This is a genomic window from Flavimaricola marinus (genome assembly GCF_900184895.1).
Classification (GTDB): Bacteria; Pseudomonadota; Alphaproteobacteria; order Rhodobacterales; family Rhodobacteraceae; genus Flavimaricola; species Flavimaricola marinus.
The window spans coordinates 281,900-297,573 of the sequence record NZ_FXZK01000001.1 but is presented as its reverse complement, the minus strand read 5'-3'; the positions used below and the strand labels follow the sequence as shown (position 1 = coordinate 297,573).

Annotated in this window: 14 protein-coding genes; 11 read left to right on the top strand and 3 right to left on the bottom strand. The window is 64.9% G+C overall.

What is annotated here, in order from left to right:
• The first annotated feature begins 36 nt into the window (after positions 1 to 36).
• From LOM8899_RS01465 to LOM8899_RS01440, 6 genes are read left to right on the top strand one after another with little or no spacing between them, the layout of a single operon-like run.
• Complete coding sequence (locus LOM8899_RS01465) at positions 37 to 1,074, top strand: ABC transporter substrate-binding protein (RefSeq protein ID WP_211096153.1); 1,038 nt, start codon at positions 37 to 39, stop codon at positions 1,072 to 1,074.
• 54 nt (positions 1,075 to 1,128) lie between these two features.
• Positions 1,129 to 2,628 (top strand): sugar ABC transporter ATP-binding protein, encoded by a 1,500-nt coding sequence (locus tag LOM8899_RS01460; protein ID WP_093990380.1) that lies wholly within the window; start codon positions 1,129 to 1,131, stop codon positions 2,626 to 2,628.
• Positions 2,625 to 3,575 (top strand): ABC transporter permease, encoded by a 951-nt coding sequence (locus LOM8899_RS01455; protein WP_093990379.1) that lies wholly within the window; start codon positions 2,625 to 2,627, stop codon positions 3,573 to 3,575. Before LOM8899_RS01460 ends, LOM8899_RS01455 begins: the two co-directional genes overlap by 4 nt.
• Positions 3,572 to 4,558 (top strand): ABC transporter permease, encoded by a 987-nt coding sequence (locus LOM8899_RS01450; protein WP_093990378.1) that lies wholly within the window; start codon positions 3,572 to 3,574, stop codon positions 4,556 to 4,558. Before LOM8899_RS01455 ends, LOM8899_RS01450 begins: the two co-directional genes overlap by 4 nt.
• Before the next feature lie 10 nt (positions 4,559 to 4,568).
• Positions 4,569 to 5,642: a Gfo/Idh/MocA family protein gene (locus LOM8899_RS01445; RefSeq protein ID WP_093990377.1), complete on the top strand. Its 1,074-nt coding sequence runs from the start codon at positions 4,569 to 4,571 to the stop codon at positions 5,640 to 5,642.
• Positions 5,639 to 6,751 (top strand): Gfo/Idh/MocA family protein, encoded by a 1,113-nt coding sequence (locus LOM8899_RS01440; RefSeq protein ID WP_093990376.1) that lies wholly within the window; start codon positions 5,639 to 5,641, stop codon positions 6,749 to 6,751. Before LOM8899_RS01445 ends, LOM8899_RS01440 begins: the two co-directional genes overlap by 4 nt.
• A 69-nt stretch (positions 6,752 to 6,820) precedes the next feature.
• Here LOM8899_RS01440 and LOM8899_RS01435 read toward each other — a convergent pair whose 3' ends face one another.
• Positions 6,821 to 8,977 (bottom strand): esterase-like activity of phytase family protein, encoded by a 2,157-nt coding sequence (locus LOM8899_RS01435; protein ID WP_093990375.1) that lies wholly within the window; start codon positions 8,975 to 8,977, stop codon positions 6,821 to 6,823.
• 178 nt (positions 8,978 to 9,155) lie between these two features.
• Between LOM8899_RS01435 and LOM8899_RS01430 the strand changes: the two genes are divergently transcribed.
• On the top strand, positions 9,156 to 9,926 hold the full coding sequence (locus LOM8899_RS01430) for a hormone-sensitive lipase (protein WP_093991356.1): 771 nt from the start codon (positions 9,156 to 9,158) through the stop codon (positions 9,924 to 9,926).
• Here the strand turns inward: LOM8899_RS01430 and LOM8899_RS01425 are convergent.
• Entirely contained in the window at positions 9,923 to 10,897 is a 975-nt protein-coding gene (locus tag LOM8899_RS01425; RefSeq protein WP_093990374.1) for a P1 family peptidase, read from the bottom strand. The two genes, LOM8899_RS01430 and LOM8899_RS01425, sit on opposite strands and share 4 nt — an antisense overlap.
• 259 nt (positions 10,898 to 11,156) lie before the next feature.
• Here LOM8899_RS01425 and LOM8899_RS01420 point away from each other — a divergent pair, with 259 nt between their 5' ends.
• The 4 genes from LOM8899_RS01420 to LOM8899_RS01405 all read left to right on the top strand — a co-directional run bounded on the left by LOM8899_RS01420 (position 11,157) and on the right by LOM8899_RS01405 (position 15,266).
• Entirely contained in the window at positions 11,157 to 12,386 is a 1,230-nt protein-coding gene (locus LOM8899_RS01420; RefSeq protein ID WP_093990373.1) for an aminopeptidase P family protein, read from the top strand.
• Between the two features lie 61 nt (positions 12,387 to 12,447).
• Complete coding sequence (locus tag LOM8899_RS01415; protein ID WP_093990372.1) at positions 12,448 to 12,870, top strand: c-type cytochrome; 423 nt, start codon at positions 12,448 to 12,450, stop codon at positions 12,868 to 12,870.
• Between the two features lie 335 nt (positions 12,871 to 13,205).
• The gene (gene hisC, locus LOM8899_RS01410) at positions 13,206 to 14,270 is read left to right on the top strand and encodes a histidinol-phosphate transaminase (protein WP_093991355.1); all 1,065 of its coding nucleotides are present in this window, start codon (positions 13,206 to 13,208) and stop codon (positions 14,268 to 14,270) included.
• A gap of 150 nt (positions 14,271 to 14,420) precedes the next feature.
• Positions 14,421 to 15,266 (top strand): L,D-transpeptidase, encoded by an 846-nt coding sequence (locus tag LOM8899_RS01405; protein WP_093990371.1) that lies wholly within the window; start codon positions 14,421 to 14,423, stop codon positions 15,264 to 15,266.
• Positions 15,267 to 15,319: 53 nt separating this feature from the next.
• On the opposite strand, the gene LOM8899_RS01400 is transcribed toward LOM8899_RS01405, so the two are convergent.
• The gene (locus LOM8899_RS01400) at positions 15,320 to 15,664 is read right to left on the bottom strand and encodes a cupin domain-containing protein (protein ID WP_093991354.1); all 345 of its coding nucleotides are present in this window, start codon (positions 15,662 to 15,664) and stop codon (positions 15,320 to 15,322) included.
• Positions 15,665 to 15,674: the final 10 nt, after the last annotated feature.

Sequence of the window (15,674 nt, the reverse complement as noted above, 5' to 3'; positions counted from 1 at the left end):
GGATACCTGAGACGACAACCAATGGGAGGACGACCAATGAAACGTTACATGACCTCTGCCGCTGCGGCGGCAATTCTGGCGACCGGCTTTGCCGGAGCGGCCTTTTCCGGTGGCCATGCGAGCTATACGATCGGCATTTCCAACACCGTGCAGGGCAATGGCTGGCGCGAGGAGATGGTCTGCGCGATGAAGGCGCAGGCGCTGGTGTCCGGCGATGTGGCGAGCCTCAATATCGCGCACCGCAACACCGACGCCGCGGGCCAGCTCGAGGACATTCGCAACCTCATTCAGGCCGGTGTCGACGCCATCGTGCTCAACCCATCGAACTCCGAAGGCGTGAATTCCGCCATAGAAGAGGCGATTGCGGCAGGCATCGTCGTGGTCGCTGTCGATCAGGCGGTGACTGCCGAGGGCGCCTATATCCTGTCCAACAACCAGGAAGAGTATGCCTATCTGGGTGCCAAGTGGCTGTTCGAAGAGCTGGGCGGCGAGGGCAGCGTGGTCTATATGCGCGGCGCGGCCGGTGCCGGCGCCGACAATGACCGTGACACGGGCTTCCAGCGTGCGCTGGCCGAGTTCCCGGATATCGACGTTGTCCACGAGGTGTTTACCGGCTGGCAGCAGGACCAAGGCAAGCAGCAGATCCTCGATTACCTGTCCACGGGTCTGCCCGTCGACGGTGTCTGGACCAGCGGCATCGACAACGTGATCGTCGATGCGTTCATCGAATCCGATGTGCCCTTGGTGCCGATTGTCGGCGCGGACAATGCCGGTTTCGTCGGCCAGTTGGCCACTGTCGAGGGCTTTACCGGGGCTGCGGTGACCAACCCCGGTTCGATCGGCGGTGCGGGCGTGACGCTGGCGTTGCAGATCCTTGGCGGCGATGTGCCCGAGAGCAACACCGTGCTCGTCGATCCGTCGATCTGGGCCAACAACGACCCGGAGGGCATGGCCCTGATCGAGGCCGCCCAAAACCCCAACCTCGACCCCGAGTGGCCCGTGTCGGTGATGATCCCCGGCTGGACCACCTATTCGATGGACGAGATCATCGCCTGCAAAGGCCCCGGCGAGTAACACTGTTTGGGCCCCGCGTTTCAGCGGGGCCCATCCTCCAACCCAAGGGCAGGCATGACTGAACACGAGCCACAGACGTCGCTGCTGGATGCGCAGGGCGTTTCGAAGAAATTCGGCGCGGTCGTCGCGCTGCGCGATGCGTCGCTGACCATTCAGAAGGGCCAGATCGTCGCTCTGATGGGCGCAAACGGTGCCGGAAAATCCACGTTCGTCAAAGTGTTGACCGGGGCGTTGCGCCCCGACACCGGCCATGTCCGTATCAAGGGCGAAGAGCGCCGCGTCGGCTCGCCCGCCGAGGCCCGCCGCTCTGGCCTGTTGCCTGTGTATCAAGAGCCGTCGCTGATCCCGGATCTGAGCGTGGCCGACAACCTGCGCCTTGCCGATACCCCGGTTGACGATTTCCGGCACTGGGTGGCCGAGCTTGGCATCGAGGGCCTCCGGCTCGACGATATGATCGGTGCGCTGCCGCTGGCCACCTTGCGCATTCTCGATCTTGCCCGTGCCCTGGCGGCGAAGCCCGATGTTCTGCTGCTCGACGAGATGACCGCCGCTTTGCCGACCGATCTGGTGGACAAGGTGTTGAGGACCGTGCGGGCGCAGGCCGACAAGGGCCAGTCGGTGATCTATATCTCCCACCGCTTTGCCGAGATCGCGCAGATTTGCGACCGCGCCACGGTGCTGCGCGACGGCGAGACCGTGGGTGATCTGCCGATTGCCCCCGGTGTCGAGGAGCAGGTGGTCGAGTTGATGCTGGGCACGGTGCTCGACAAGGCGCCGACTCGCGATGCCGCCACTGGCCACGGCGGCAAGGGCGAGGCCCATGTGCGGGTTCGCCATCTGGCCGCTGGATCAAAGCTGGAGGACGTCTCGCTCGATCTGCATCGCGGAGAGGTTCTGGGCGTTGTCGCCTTGGAAGGCCAGGGCCAGGACGAGTTGTTCGAGGCGCTGGCCGGGATGATCAAGCCGACCGCGGGCCAGATCGCGATTGACGACGTGCCGGTGAGCTTTTCCCACCCCGCCGACGCCATCGCTGCGGGTCTGACCTATGTGCCGGGCGACCGGGCCGACGGGCTGCTGATGTCCCGCTCGGTGCATGAGAACATTGCCTTGCCGCAATTGGCCCGCATCTCGAAATGGGGTGCCATTCGCATGAAGGCGGAGGCTGACAAGGTGGCTGCCGCAATCGACCGCCTGCAGATCGACACCCGCGCGATGGGCGAGGTGCAGCGACTGTCGGGCGGCAATCAGCAGAAGGTGACCATCGGCCGCTGGATCGCGGCGGGGGTGGATACGCTGCTGTTGTTTGACCCGACCCGCGGCATCGACGTGCGCACCAAGCGCCAGATTTACCTGCTGGTCCGCGAGTTGGCGGCACAGGGCGCGTCGGTGCTGTATTACACGTCGGAGCTGGCCGAAGTGCCAGCGGCCTGTGATCGTGCGGTGGTGATCTTCAACGGCAAGGTCGTCGATGTGATCGAGGCTGCGGATGCCGACGAGCCGACGCTGATGCGCGCCGCCTACGGGCTGACTCGCGCCGAAGGGGAGCCCGCATGAGCCGCCTGATCACGAAGCACGGCTGGACGGCGGGGTTGCTGTCGATCCTCGTGCTGCTGTTCATCCTGACCCGGATGATCCAGCCGGAGTTTGGCGCGAGCGGTCTTGATAGCCTGTCCCGCGCTACGTTGCCCTTTGCCTTTGCCACGGCCGCGATGGCTGTCGTGGTGATCGCGGGCGGGATCGACCTGTCGGTTGCCTCGATGATGGCGGTGGCGGGTGTCACCGCTGCGGTCTTGATGGACGGGGCGGGGGACGGGATGACGGTGGTGGCCGTGATCGTCGTCTTGCTGATCGGCCTTGCCATGGGCGCGATCAACGGGGCGCTGATCGTGCTGACCCGGGTGCCGGACATCGTGGTCACATTGGCGATGCTCTATGTCTGGGAGGGCGTGGCCCTGCTCATTCTGAACGCCCCCGGAGGCGCCGCGACCCCGTGGCTGCGCCAGTTGATCGTGGGCCCGTTTCTAGTGCCTTGGCTGCCGAAGAGCTTTGTCTTTCTGGTGGTCTGCGTGGCGTTGATCTGGGTGCCGCTCAAACGCTCCAAGCTGGGTCTGTCGATCTATGCCATCGGCAGCGACGAGTTGGCCGCCTATCGTTCAGGCGTGGCGGTGGGCCGGACCCGCATCGCGGCCTATGCGGTTTGCGGCCTGTTCGCGGCGCTGGGCGGGTTGACCCTGACCCTGAGCACCGGCAACGGAGAGCCGATTCCCGGACCTTACCTCATGGCCTCGGTCTCGGCGGTGGTCTTGGGCGGGGTCGTTCTGGGCGGCGGCAAGGGCGCGATATTGGGCCCGATCATCGCGGTGATCATCCTGCGCCTTGTCCGGATGGACCTGACCCTGATGTCGGTGGACCCCAACGTGACGACCATCGTGGAGGGCACGATCATGGTCGTAGTGGTGATGTTCGGCGGCGTGATCGCCTATCGCGGGAGGCAGAAATGACAGCCGAGACCCAAGTGCGCGAGCCGCTGACTCTGAAACGTGTGGGCCGCTTCGTGGCCGACAATCCGTTGATCCCCTTGGTGGTCTTGTTGCTGCTGCTCGTGGGCGTGTTGGAGTTCATGCGCCCGGGCATCGTCAACGAGCGCTGGATCGGTAACACGATCAAGTTTGCCATTCCGCTGGCCATGCTGGCCGCCTGTCAGACCATGACGATGCTCACTGGCGGGATTGATTTGTCGGCCGCGGTGGCCGCCACCATCAGCGCCTTTGTCATGGCCACCCAAGTGCCGATTGTGGGCGTGCCCCTGGCGATTTGTATCGGGCTTTTGCCTGCGATCCTGATGGGGCTGGTCAACGGCTTTGGCGTCGCCGTCTGTCGGGTGCATCCGCTGATCATGACCCTTGGCACCGGGCTGATCGCCACGGGCTGTTTGCAGGTCTATCAGCGCTTTGTCATTGCCAGTGGCTCTGTGGTGCCGGACGGCCTTGCGTGGCTGGGCACGGGCCGGACGTGGGGGTTGCCCAATTCCCTGCTATTGTTTGTGCCGATGGCGGTGCTGATCATCTGGGCGCAACGCCGGACGGGCTTTGGCCGGTTGCTCTATGCGCTGGGCTCGAACGAGACCGCCTCGCGGATTTCGGGCGTGCGTCCGTGGCAGGTGTTTCTGGCGCTTTATGCCCTGTCGGGCCTGATCGCGGGGGTTACTGGCCTTTTGTATGTCGGCCTCATCAAGGCACCGAGCCTGAGCCTCGTGAACCCTCTGCTGCTTCCCTCGGTCGCGGCGGCGGTGATCGGCGGCACCTCGATCTTTGGCGGCCGCGGCGGCTATGGCGGCACCATTCTGGGCGCGTTGATCCTGACCGTGCTCGGCACGCTTCTGACCCTGCTCCAGATGCCGGAAGGTGCCCGTCGCATCCTGTTTGGCCTGATTATTCTGACCGTCACGACGATCTATATCCGGCTCACCGAGCAAAGCCGCTAGGGAGGATTTCATGGCCAAGTTTCGCATCGCGGGCATCAGTTTCGACCATATGCATATAGGCGATCTGCTCCGTCTGGTTCACGATCATCCGGATGCGGAGATCACCGGTATCTTTGATCCCGATCCGGCCCGGATGACCGATGCCATCGCCAATTTCGCGATCCCGCCAGAGCGGGTCTTTACCGATTTCGATGCCTGTATGGCGACGGGGCCGGATCTGGCGATCCTGTGCGCTGCCACTGCCGACCATGCGGATTATACCGAGCGGCTGGCGTCGTATGGCACGAATGTGTTTGTCGAGAAGCCCTTTGCCGGGACCGTCGCGGATGCCCGCCGGATGATCGATGCCATGGAGCAGGCCGGCAAGACCTTGGCGGTGAATTGGCCGCTGACATGGGTCGAGAGCCATGTGACCGCCAAGCGTCTGATCGACGAGGGTGTGATTGGCGAGCTGTTGGAGGTTCATTTCTATGACGGCAATCGCGGCCCGCTCTATCACCTTGCCGACAAGGTCGAGGTGACCCCCGAAGAAGTCGAGCGTCAGAAGCCCGACAGTTGGTGGTACAAGAAGGCGTCGGGCGGCGGTAGTCTGCTGGATTACCTCGGCTATGGGGCGACCCTGGGCACGTGGTACATGAACGGCGTCGCCCCGCTGGAGGTGACGTCGGTGATCGACGAGACCCCGGGGATCGAGGTCGACCAGCATTCCATTACCGTTTGCCGCTATCCGCGTGGCCTTTCCCGGATGGAGACCCGGTGGGGCACCTTCACCGATCCGTGGACGATCCGGCCGCAGCCGACCTGCGGGTTCACCTTTGTCGGCACCGACGGGACCATCGCCAGCCCGGACTATGCCAGCCATGTCACCGTGCAGACCCGCGCCCGCCCGGAGCCGACCCCGGTGCCTGCCGATCCGCTGCCAGAGGGCCGTCGCAATGCGATCGAATATGTGCTGGGCTGTCTTGACCGCGGCGAGGCCGTCACCGGCCCGCTCGACCCGGCCATCAGCCTGATCGGGCAGCGGATCGTCGATACCGCCGCCAAATCCGCCGCTGAAAAGCGCACTCTGCCGTTGATCCCATGACCGAGGCGCCGGATAGCGATACCTATGCGCTGACCGCCGCCGAGGTGCCGGACATCGCCGCCCCCGATCTGCCGTATCGCCCGCCGATGCCGCGCGACTATCGCCCGCGCATCGGCCTCATAGGGGCAGGGGGAATCGCGCCGAGCCATCTGGAGGCCTATCGCGCGGCGGGCTGGGAGGTGGCCGCCATTTGCAACCGCACCCGCGCCAAGGCGGAGGCCCTGTCGGCGCAGTTCTATCCGGACGCATGGGTCACCGATAATCCGGCGAACATCTTTGCCGATGGCTCGATCGACGTGGTCGACATCACGCCGCATCCGGCGGATCGCTTTGCGCTGATGGAGGCGGCGTTGCGGGCGGGCAAGCATGTGCTGTCGCAAAAGCCGTTTGTGCTGGATCTGGACGAGGGCGCCCGTCTGGTCGATTTGGCCGAGGCGAATGGCGTCAAGCTGGCGGTCAACCAGAATGGCCGCTGGGCCCCTCACATGGCGTGGATGCGTGCGGCGGTTCAGGCAGGGCTGATCGGGGAAGTGATCTCGTGCCATGCCAGCATCCATTGGGATCACGGTTGGATCGCGGGCACCCCGTTCGAGCGGATCGAGGACCTGATCCTCTATGATTTCGGCATCCACTGGTTCGACTTTGTGTCCAGCATCGTGGGCGACCGTGCCGAGGCGGTCTTTGCCACGGCCAGCACCGCGAGAGGCCAAGCCGCCAAGGTGCCGCTGATGGCGCAGGCGTTGATCCGGATGGAGGGCGGGCAGGCTTCGCTCGTCTTTGACGGTGCCGCCCCGCATGGCCCCCGCAACACCACCTATATCGCGGGCACGAAGGGCAGCCTTTGCAGCGACGGCCCCGATCTGGGCGTCCAGAGCGTGACGCTGACCACCGCCGAGGGCAGGGCGCGACCTGTCCTTGAGGGCCAGTGGTTCAACGATGGCTTTGCGGGCGCGATGGGTGCGCTTTTGGTGGCCATCGAGGCCGATGCCGAGCCTGCCAATGGCGCGCGCGAGAACCTTGCCAGCCTTGCCATGGCCTTTGCGGCGATTGAATCGCGCAGGTCCGGCGAGACCGTGCCGATTGGCAGCGTGCGCCGGATCAGCGTTTGATGTGCAGCGCACCACCTAAAACAAAAACGGGGACCCGAAGGCCCCCGTTTCCGACCCTGAACCATTGGGTCACTCTACCGCAAAACTCCAGAACAGCGTCTCGCCCGAGCTGTCATCGACGCCGTCGTTGTCGGTGACGACCCAAGCCGTGCCGTCAGCTTCGATGGCCAGACCTTCGACCTTGTCGACGACATAGCCGCCGGTGGAGGCCAGATCGCCCATCAGGTCGCGCACCACCTCGGGGCTGACGACCGGCAGATCGCCTCCCAACGGTGCCGGCACCATTTCGGACAGCGCGACGCGGGTGATCTGCTTGGTCACGGCATTGCCGCCGATCTGATTGTCGCGCTCGATCAGATAGACGTAGTCGCCGTGCGCCGTGATCTCGGAGAGCCCGACCCAGCCAGTGGCGGGCTCAGTCTTGGGATAGCTGACCGCGCCCCATTCCTCGGTGTCTAGGTTGTAGGCGACGAGCTTGGCCGTGTTGTCGGCGTCGTCCGCCCATTCCCGCTGGAGAGCGATCCAGAGGGTGTTGCCGATCAGCGTGATCCCTTCGGCCCCGAACCGCTGTTCGACCGCCAGAAGCTCGGCCGGGAAGGGGATCTCGGCGTCGATCTCGCCGTCGCTGCCGACGTGATAGATGCCGTGCGGGATCATCCTGTCGGTCCGCCCTTCGGAGGCGATCCAGAAGCCGCCGTCGCCGTCGAGAGCGAGGCCTTCCATGTCCAGCTTTTGAGCGGGCCGGCCGCCCCGTGTCACGACCGTCGCGTCGGTGATCCGCGCTGGTGTCTGGCTGGCGTCGATGGTGAAGATCGTCGGCTGGTAGCCAAAGAAGCTGTCGTTGACGGCGTAGAGCGTGCCCGGATTGTCGAGGTCGGCCGCGAGGCCGGACAGAGCCGCCCAGCCGATCAGGTCGTCAGCCCCTTCGGAGGTGATCTGCGGGTAGCTCGCCGTGCCTTCCGCGAATTCGTAGATCATCACGTGGCTGCGCGCCGCGCCGTCTTCGCCAAGGTCTGCCTCGTTTGCCGTGACAAAGAGGTTGCGCCCGGGGATCGCGATGGCCCCTTCGGGTGCGATGCCGGAGGGCAGCAGCTGCGTCAGCACGGGTGCGGCCGGATCGGTGACGTCGTAGACGCCGACGACCGAGGCCCGCTCGGCCAGCAGAAACACGAATGGCGTTTCGCCGAATATGGCGAATTCCATGCCTTCGGGTTCGACCCCTTTGGCATCGGACCGCCTGTCGGGGTAGTGCCCGATCTGCACGATGGCATGTTCGAAATCGGCCCCGCTTTCGTAGACGAGTTCACCGCTCTCGGACAGGATCGTCCAGCCGCGCGACCCGCCGTCCATGTCGCCTTCGTTGGCGATGGCGATGTGCATGTCGTCGATCCACTGCACCCCGTCCGGTTCGCGCAGGCGGCCCGGCTGTGCCTCGTCAAAGATCAGGGCGGCTTGTTCGTCGGTGCCGTCGATCCCGGTGAGGTCGACCGACCCGGCGGAGAAGTGCGAGGCGACCGAGCCGTCCCGGTTCAGAACCACGATGTGGTTGTTTTCCTGCATCGTCACCACCGTTTCGCCGAGGCTGTTGATGTCGACGAATTCCGGCTCGGGGTCGTCGGGCGCGATTTCGGCCAGCCCGCTCACGTTCGCCCGGATCAGGCCGCCGCAGTCGAGCATCCCGTCGTCGATCCCGATGAGCGCGACGTAGCCGCCGGGCAGTTGCCCGACCCGGCCGTCGCCCAGATCCTCGTCGCGCTCGTTCTCGATCGCCACGGCGATGAACGACCCGTCGGGGGCGATGGCGGTCGAATCCGGCTGGCCGCCCAGATCGCAGGAGGCGACCTCGGACATCGTTTCAATATCGTAGACTTCGAGCTTGCCTGAAGGCTCTGTGTAGCTGGCCGAGGTATTGACCCCGACAAAAGCGGTGTTTCCAAGGATAGACACGGCGGTTGGCTCTCCGCCCACGGCGATGGTTCCCAACGGCTGCGGATCGGCCGCATCACTGATGTCGACGAAACCGACCACGCCCAGAGGGCTGTCGGAATAGGCCAGCACCATTCCGTCGCCCGAGGCGGAGATGATCTCGGAGGAGGTTTCCTCCGCCCCGTCGGAATTGCTGGCGACCGGAAAACTGGCGATCCGGTTGAAGGCCATTTCCTGGGCGCTGCCCAAGGAGGCTGTCAGCGCCAGCAGGCTGGTGAGCGTGATGCGAGTGAGTGGCATGGTGTCCCTTCCCAAGGTGAATATGGGCCGCACATGCCGCATCGTGGTAACGCCCGTGCAACGGTTTCGTGGCAGATTTGTAAAATGGTCGCTCGGGTTTGGTCATGCCCGCTATGGTCGGCTAGGGTTGGGACAGACGCGCCGCATCGACTCCGCCCGCGCCGTCGAAAGGACGCCCATGCACGCCGACGCCGCCTATGCCAACGCCGCCTTCATCCCCGATGGATCGTCCTATCCGGCCCGCTGGGAGGCCGCCGCCGCCGCATTCCGGCTGGCCCACCCGCCGGAGCGTCTGAGCCATGGCCCGAGCCCGCGGCAGGTGGTCGACCTGTTTCGCCCGACCAACCCCAAGGGCCTGCTGGTGTTTGTCCACGGCGGCTATTGGATCGAGGGTCATCCCGATATGTGGTCGCATCTGGCTGCCGGCCCGTTTGCCTTGGGCTGGGCCGTGGCGATCGTGGGTTATGATCTCTGCCCCGACGTTTCGATCCCCGAGATCACGGCTCAGGTCGCCCGCGCGGTCGAGGTGGCGGCCGGTGCGGTGCCCGGCCCGATCCATCTGACAGGGCATTCGGCAGGTGGCCATCTCGTGGCCCGCCTCGGATGCGCCGACGTGGACCTTGCGGTGCGCGACAGGCTGCGCCGGATCGTGCCCATCTCTCCGGTCGGGGATCTGGCCCCGCTCATGTTCACCTCGATGAATGCCCGTCTGCGGATCGACGCGATCATGGCCCTGACCGAAAGCCCGCTGCGCCGGCCCGCGCCCGGTGCCGATGTCACGGTCTGGGTCGGCGCGGCGGAGCGCCCGGTGTTTCTGGCGCAGGCCGAGGCGCTCGCCCATCGCTGGTCCTGCCGCTTGGTCATCGAGCCCGACCGGCACCATTTCGACGTGATCGCGGGATTGGAACGGGCCGACAGCCCGTTGACCACCGCCGTGCTTGGCCCCTAGCGGCCGAACCGCTGGCTCCATGTGGGCAGGCTGTCGCCCGGCGCCGGGGCGGCCAGATAGACCCCCCGCGCCGAAGCCCGGGCGACACATGTCGCCGCCGCATGGCCGAGCCAGAGCAGATCCTCGCAGGGGAGCGCCCCGGTCGAGGCGGCAAAGATCAGGTCGCCGTCCATCGGGCTGTGGCTGGGCACGAGCGCCCGCGCGATCCCGTCATGTGCGGCGATCGCCAGCCGGGTGCATTGCGCCTTGCTGAGCGCGGCATTGGTCGCCACGACGGCGATGGTGGTGTTCTGGCCATGCCCCTTGGTGGCGGGCCTGCCATCAGGGTAGGCGGTCGCCACGCCGAGGCCGCCAAACTCGTCGCCCTGCTCCCAAGGGGCGGCCCAGAACTGCGGGCCGTCGCCCACGGTCGCAGACCCAAGCGCGTTGACCGCCACCACGGCGCCGACGACGATGCCGCCCGGCAGCACGATAGACGCAGACCCCAAACCCCCTTTGAGGCTGGCGGTGGTGGCCCCGGTGCCAGCCCCGTCGGAGCCAAGCTCGAACCAGTCACGGGCGGCCGCATAGGCTTCGCGGCCAAGTCGCTTGTAAGGATTGTCGACCCACGCCTTGTCACCGCCATTGATCAGGTCGAACAGGATCGCGCCCGGCACGATCGGCACCCGGACCGGCCCCACCGGAAAGCCGCGCCCGTCGGCGGCCAGCGCATCGGCAACCCCCGATCCCGCATCCAGCCCAAAGCCCGAGCCGCCGGACAGGACGAGCGCGTCGACGGCCTCGACCGATTTGTCGGGGGCCAGAAGGTCGGTCTCGCGGGTGCCGGGCGCACCGCCCATCACATGATAGCCCGCGGTCATGGGCGCGTCGCTCAGGACAACCGTACAGCCGGTCTTGATCTTGCGATCCTTGGCATTGCCGACCCGGATACCGGGCACATCCGTGATCAGGTTCATCGGGCCGGGGCGCATCGGTCGTCCTTCATCTTGGCAGGAAAACTCCGGGGGAGCCGAAGGCGGGGGCTGGCCCCCTCTGTCGTCGGTCAAACTCTCCACGATTGCCGCTTGAAGTGCAACGTGGCCGGCGTAAGGTGCGCTCAGGCCAAGGGGCGATGGCGTCGCCCACCGAAGATCGCCATAGTCCGCCGATCTTCGGGCCGTTTTCGTCCTGCACGCCGGGACCTTTCACGGGGCCAGCCATCCCTCGCCCCCATTTTGTAAGGTCTGACCGATGACAACATCCTCCATCAACACCCCCTCCGGTGGTCGCCCGCAGCACTACCGGTTTCACCAAGGCGACCGCGTGCTGCCTTTTGCGCCCGAGGAATACGACGCGCGCCTCGCCGGTTTGCGCAGCCTTATGGCCGACGCCGGCGTCGAGGCGGCGGTCTTCACCTCGATGCACAACATCGCCTATTACTCCGGTTTTCTCTATTGCGCGTTCGGTCGCCCCTACGCCCTGGTCGTGACCCCGACCCAGAGTGTGACCATCAGCGCGGGCATCGATGCCGCCCAGCCGTGGCGCCGCTGTCATGGTGACAACATCACCTATACCGACTGGCAGCGTGGCAACTACTGGCGCGCGATCCTGAGCGTGACCGGTCTTGGCAAGATCTTGGGCTACGAATCCGATCACCTGACCGTCGCCGCCCGGATGCAGATGCGCGAGATGCTGCAGCCTGCCCGAATGATCGACCTCGCCGCCGCCACCATGGCGCAGCGCATGCACAAATCCCCAGCCGAGATCGAAATGATCTGCGCCGGTGCCGCCGTGGCCGATGTGGGCGGCTATGCCATCCGCGAGGCGATCCGCCCCGGCACCCGAGAGATCGACGTGGCCATGGCCGGCCGCGACGCGATGGAGTTGGAGATCGCCTCCCGCTTTCCCGATGCTGAATACCGCGACACGTGGGTCTGGTTCCAGTCCGGCATCAACACCGACGGCGCCCACAACCCCGTGACTTCCCGCACATTGCAGACCGGCGACATCCTGAGCCTCAACACATTCCCGATGATTTCGGGTTATTACACCGCTCTGGAGCGCACGCTGTTCGTGGGCGAGGTGGATGATGCCAGCCTGCGTAACTGGGAGGCCAATGTGGCCGCCCATGAATATGGCATGAGCCTGCTCGTTCCCGGTGTGACCTGTGCGCAGGTGACCGCCAAGATCAACGATTTCCTCGCCGAGCGCGACCTCTTGCAATATCGCACCTTCGGCTATGGTCATTCCTTTGGCGTGCTGAGCCACTACTACGGTCGCGAGGCCGGGTTGGAACTGCGAGAGGATATCGACACGGTGCTGGAGCCCGGCATGGTGATCTCGATGGAGCCGATGTTGACCATTCCCGAAGGTCAGCCCGGTGCCGGCGGCTACCGCGAGCATGACATTCTGATCATCACCGAGGACGGCAACGAGGATATCACCAAATATCCTTACGGCCCCGGCTTCAACGTCGTTTAGCGCTTGACCTTCCAGCGGGTGGACCCCCTAGGACGCTTGGATATTGCTGGAGGGAATACCAATGAACCGATTGATTTTGGCCGCTGCCGCGGTGCTTGTCGTCGCTGTTGGCGTCTATTTTGCCAGCGGCGACAACCGCGTCGAGCCTGATGTCGGGGCCGGTGGCCCGATGGTCAATGTCATCCTGCCCGACACACTGTCGGCCGATGCTCAGATCGGCAAGACCGGATTTGAGGCGAAATGTGCCAGTTGCCACGGTCTGAATGCGGCCGGTCGGGACGGTGTCGCCCCGCCATTGGTGCACATCATCTATGAGCCGAATCATCACGGGGATGAAGCATTCCAACGGGCGGCGGCGCTTGGAGTGCCGTCGCACCACTGGTCTTTTGGCAATATGGCTCCGGTTGAGGGCCTGACCCGCGCCGATGTGGCGATGATCGTTGCCTATGTCCGCGAATTGCAGCGCGCCAACGGGATTGAGTAGCGCCGAGCCCGAAGGCCGTGGGGGGGCGCTGCCCCCCGTCTCCTTTGGAGACTCCCCCCGGAGTTTGCTGGCCAAGATGAAGTTCGCGAGATTGGTGTCGTGGCGGTGATGCGGCCTGTTTCGATCTGGGTGAGCGCCTGTGGTGGACACGTGTTTCCTGTCGACTTCGGCCGGAAGCCTGAAGGTGTTGGCCGGTGACGGCGGTTTCGTGCCTCTTGCCGAACTCGTGCTCGATTGTCCTGGTGTCTTGGCGCCTGACCCGAGCGGCGCTTTGCCGTCTGGCCAAGCTCGGCGGCCTTGGATAAAGCGGAGCCAGATCGCAGGAGGTGCCGCAGGTGAGCAGGTTTTGGAGCGAGATTGTCGAGACCCTGACACCCTATACACCGGGGGAGCAGCCGCGTGGTCAGTCCCTCATCAAGCTCAATACAAACGAGCATCCTTACGGACCGTCGCCCAAGGTGATCGACGCAATTCGTGCGGCGGCGGACGCGCGGTTGAGGCTCTACCCTGATCCGCAGGCGACGGCTCTGCGCACCGCCATCGGCCAAAGCCATGGCCTTGGCCCGGACCACGTCTTTGTGGGCAACGGGTCGGACGAGGTCCTGGCCCATGCTTTCGCGGCCATTTTCCAAGGCAAGGGCGCGCTTCAGTTTGCCGATATCACCTATAGCTTTTATCGCACCTATTGCCGTCTCTACGGGGTGGAGCCCGAACTGATCCCGCTTGATGCCCGCTTCGAAATGGACGTCCCTGCATTTGTGGGGGCGGGCGCCGGTGTCGTCGTGGCCAACCCCAATGCACCGACCGGCATCGCGCTGGGCCTCGAACAGATCGAGCAGGTGTTGCGCCAGAACCCGGATGTCGTGGTGCTCGTCGATGAAGCCTATGTGGATTTCGGGGCGGAGAGTGCTGCGGCGCTGGTGCCCCGATATGACAACCTGCTGGTCGTGCAGACCCTTTCCAAATCACGCGGGCTGGCGGGTTTGCGGGTCGGATTTGCAATTGCGCAGCCGCAACTGATCGACGGGTTGCTTCGCATCAAGGACAGCTTCAATTCCTATCCGCTGGATCGCCTCGCCTTGGCCGGGGCGGAAGCCGCCTGGGCGGATAGGGAATGGTTCGAGCAGACCCGCGACCAGATCATCGCGGAACGGGCCCGGATGGTCGCAAGGCTGGCTGAACTGGGCTTTGAGACCTTGCCGTCGCAGGCCAATTTCGTGTTCACCACGCATCCGAACTGCTCCGCCGAGCTGCTTTTGGCGGAGCTGCGCGCCCGCGGTGTGTTGGTCCGTCATTTTCCGCAGGACCGCATTGCCGGCTATCTGCGTATCACGGTGGGCACCCCGGAGGAGGGGGAGGCCCTGATCGCGGCGCTGGCCGAGATATTGCCTCGTCATTAATCCCTGAGCAAAGAATGGCGCCGCGCGGCTGTGTCCGGGCGTTGCGCGTCTGCACCCACGCGGGCGTTATCCCGCTTGGCTGTCCGGTGGGAATTGAACTCTGTGCCGAGGCTGGTATTAGGTTTGCAACCCGACCGATAGGCAATTGACATGAACGACCCCCGCATGATGACCCGGCGCAGCTTTGGCGCCTTGATGATGGGCACGGCCGTGTCTGCCTGTGCGCCGGAGGTGCCCGATAGCAGCGGCACCCTGACCATCGCCAGCGAAGTGCCCCATATTCCCGGCTATGGCCCGATCTTTGACAGCGGCTACACTCTGCCTGCGATCCCCGAGCAGTATACCCAAGGCGTGAACCGCCGGATGGAAGGCATCTATGTCGGTGAGCAATCGCCCGGCGTCATCGACGTCGATCCCTATGCCAAGCTGTTGTATTTCATCCCCGAGAGCGGCGTTCAGGATGCGATCCGCTATCCGGTGGGTGTTGGCCGTGCCGGTCTGGCATTCTCGGGCAACGGCACGATCCAGCTCAAGCGCAAGTGGCCGGGCTGGACCCCGACCGCCAACATGCTGCGCCGCGAGCCGGAGGTGTACGGCCCGTTCCGTCAAGGTATCCCCGGCGGGCTACGCAGCCCCTTGGGCAGTCGGGCGCTCTATCTCTATCGCAACGGCCGCGACACCTACTACCGTATTCACGGCACCAACGATCTGACGAGCATCGGCAATTCCGGCTCGGCTGGCTGCATCCGCATGTTCAATCAGGACATCATCGATCTGTATGAGCGTGTGCCGATCGGAACCCGCGTGCATGTCCGCACCGAGGCGGAAAGCCTGCGCATCGATCCAGAATATCACGGCCGCGGTATCGAAATGCCGCCGGTTATTCTCGACCCCGAAGACGTCTATGGCGACGCGGCCGTCGCTGCGGACCGGCCGCCGGATTTCGACGCCGTCGATCCGACCTTGGTGTCGGACGATCCGCCATCGGAAATCTGAGCAAGGGGCGCGGTCGCCGCGCCTTTTTGCCGTGTGCCCCGTGGCTCTGAGGCTCAGAGCCGGACGACGTAGTCCTTGACCGTCGTTTCCAAAACTTCCCAGGTGCCCTCGAACCCGGGCCGGATCACGAAGCTGTCGCCGCCCCGCACGATCCGGGCGGTGCCGTCGGCATCGGTGAGCACGGAGACCCCGGACAGGATCCGGCAGTATTCCCATTCATCGTAGCTGATTTTCCATTTGCCCGGCGTTGACTGCCAGATGCCGCAAAACAGCCCGTCGTGTTCCTCGACGTTCCATGTGGTGAATTCCGGATCGCCCGAGATGACCGTATCCGGGGCTGGTCGCGCGGTTTCCGCCTCGACGCCTGCATGGCTGAGAAACACCAGTTTTTCTGTCATATCGGGCCCT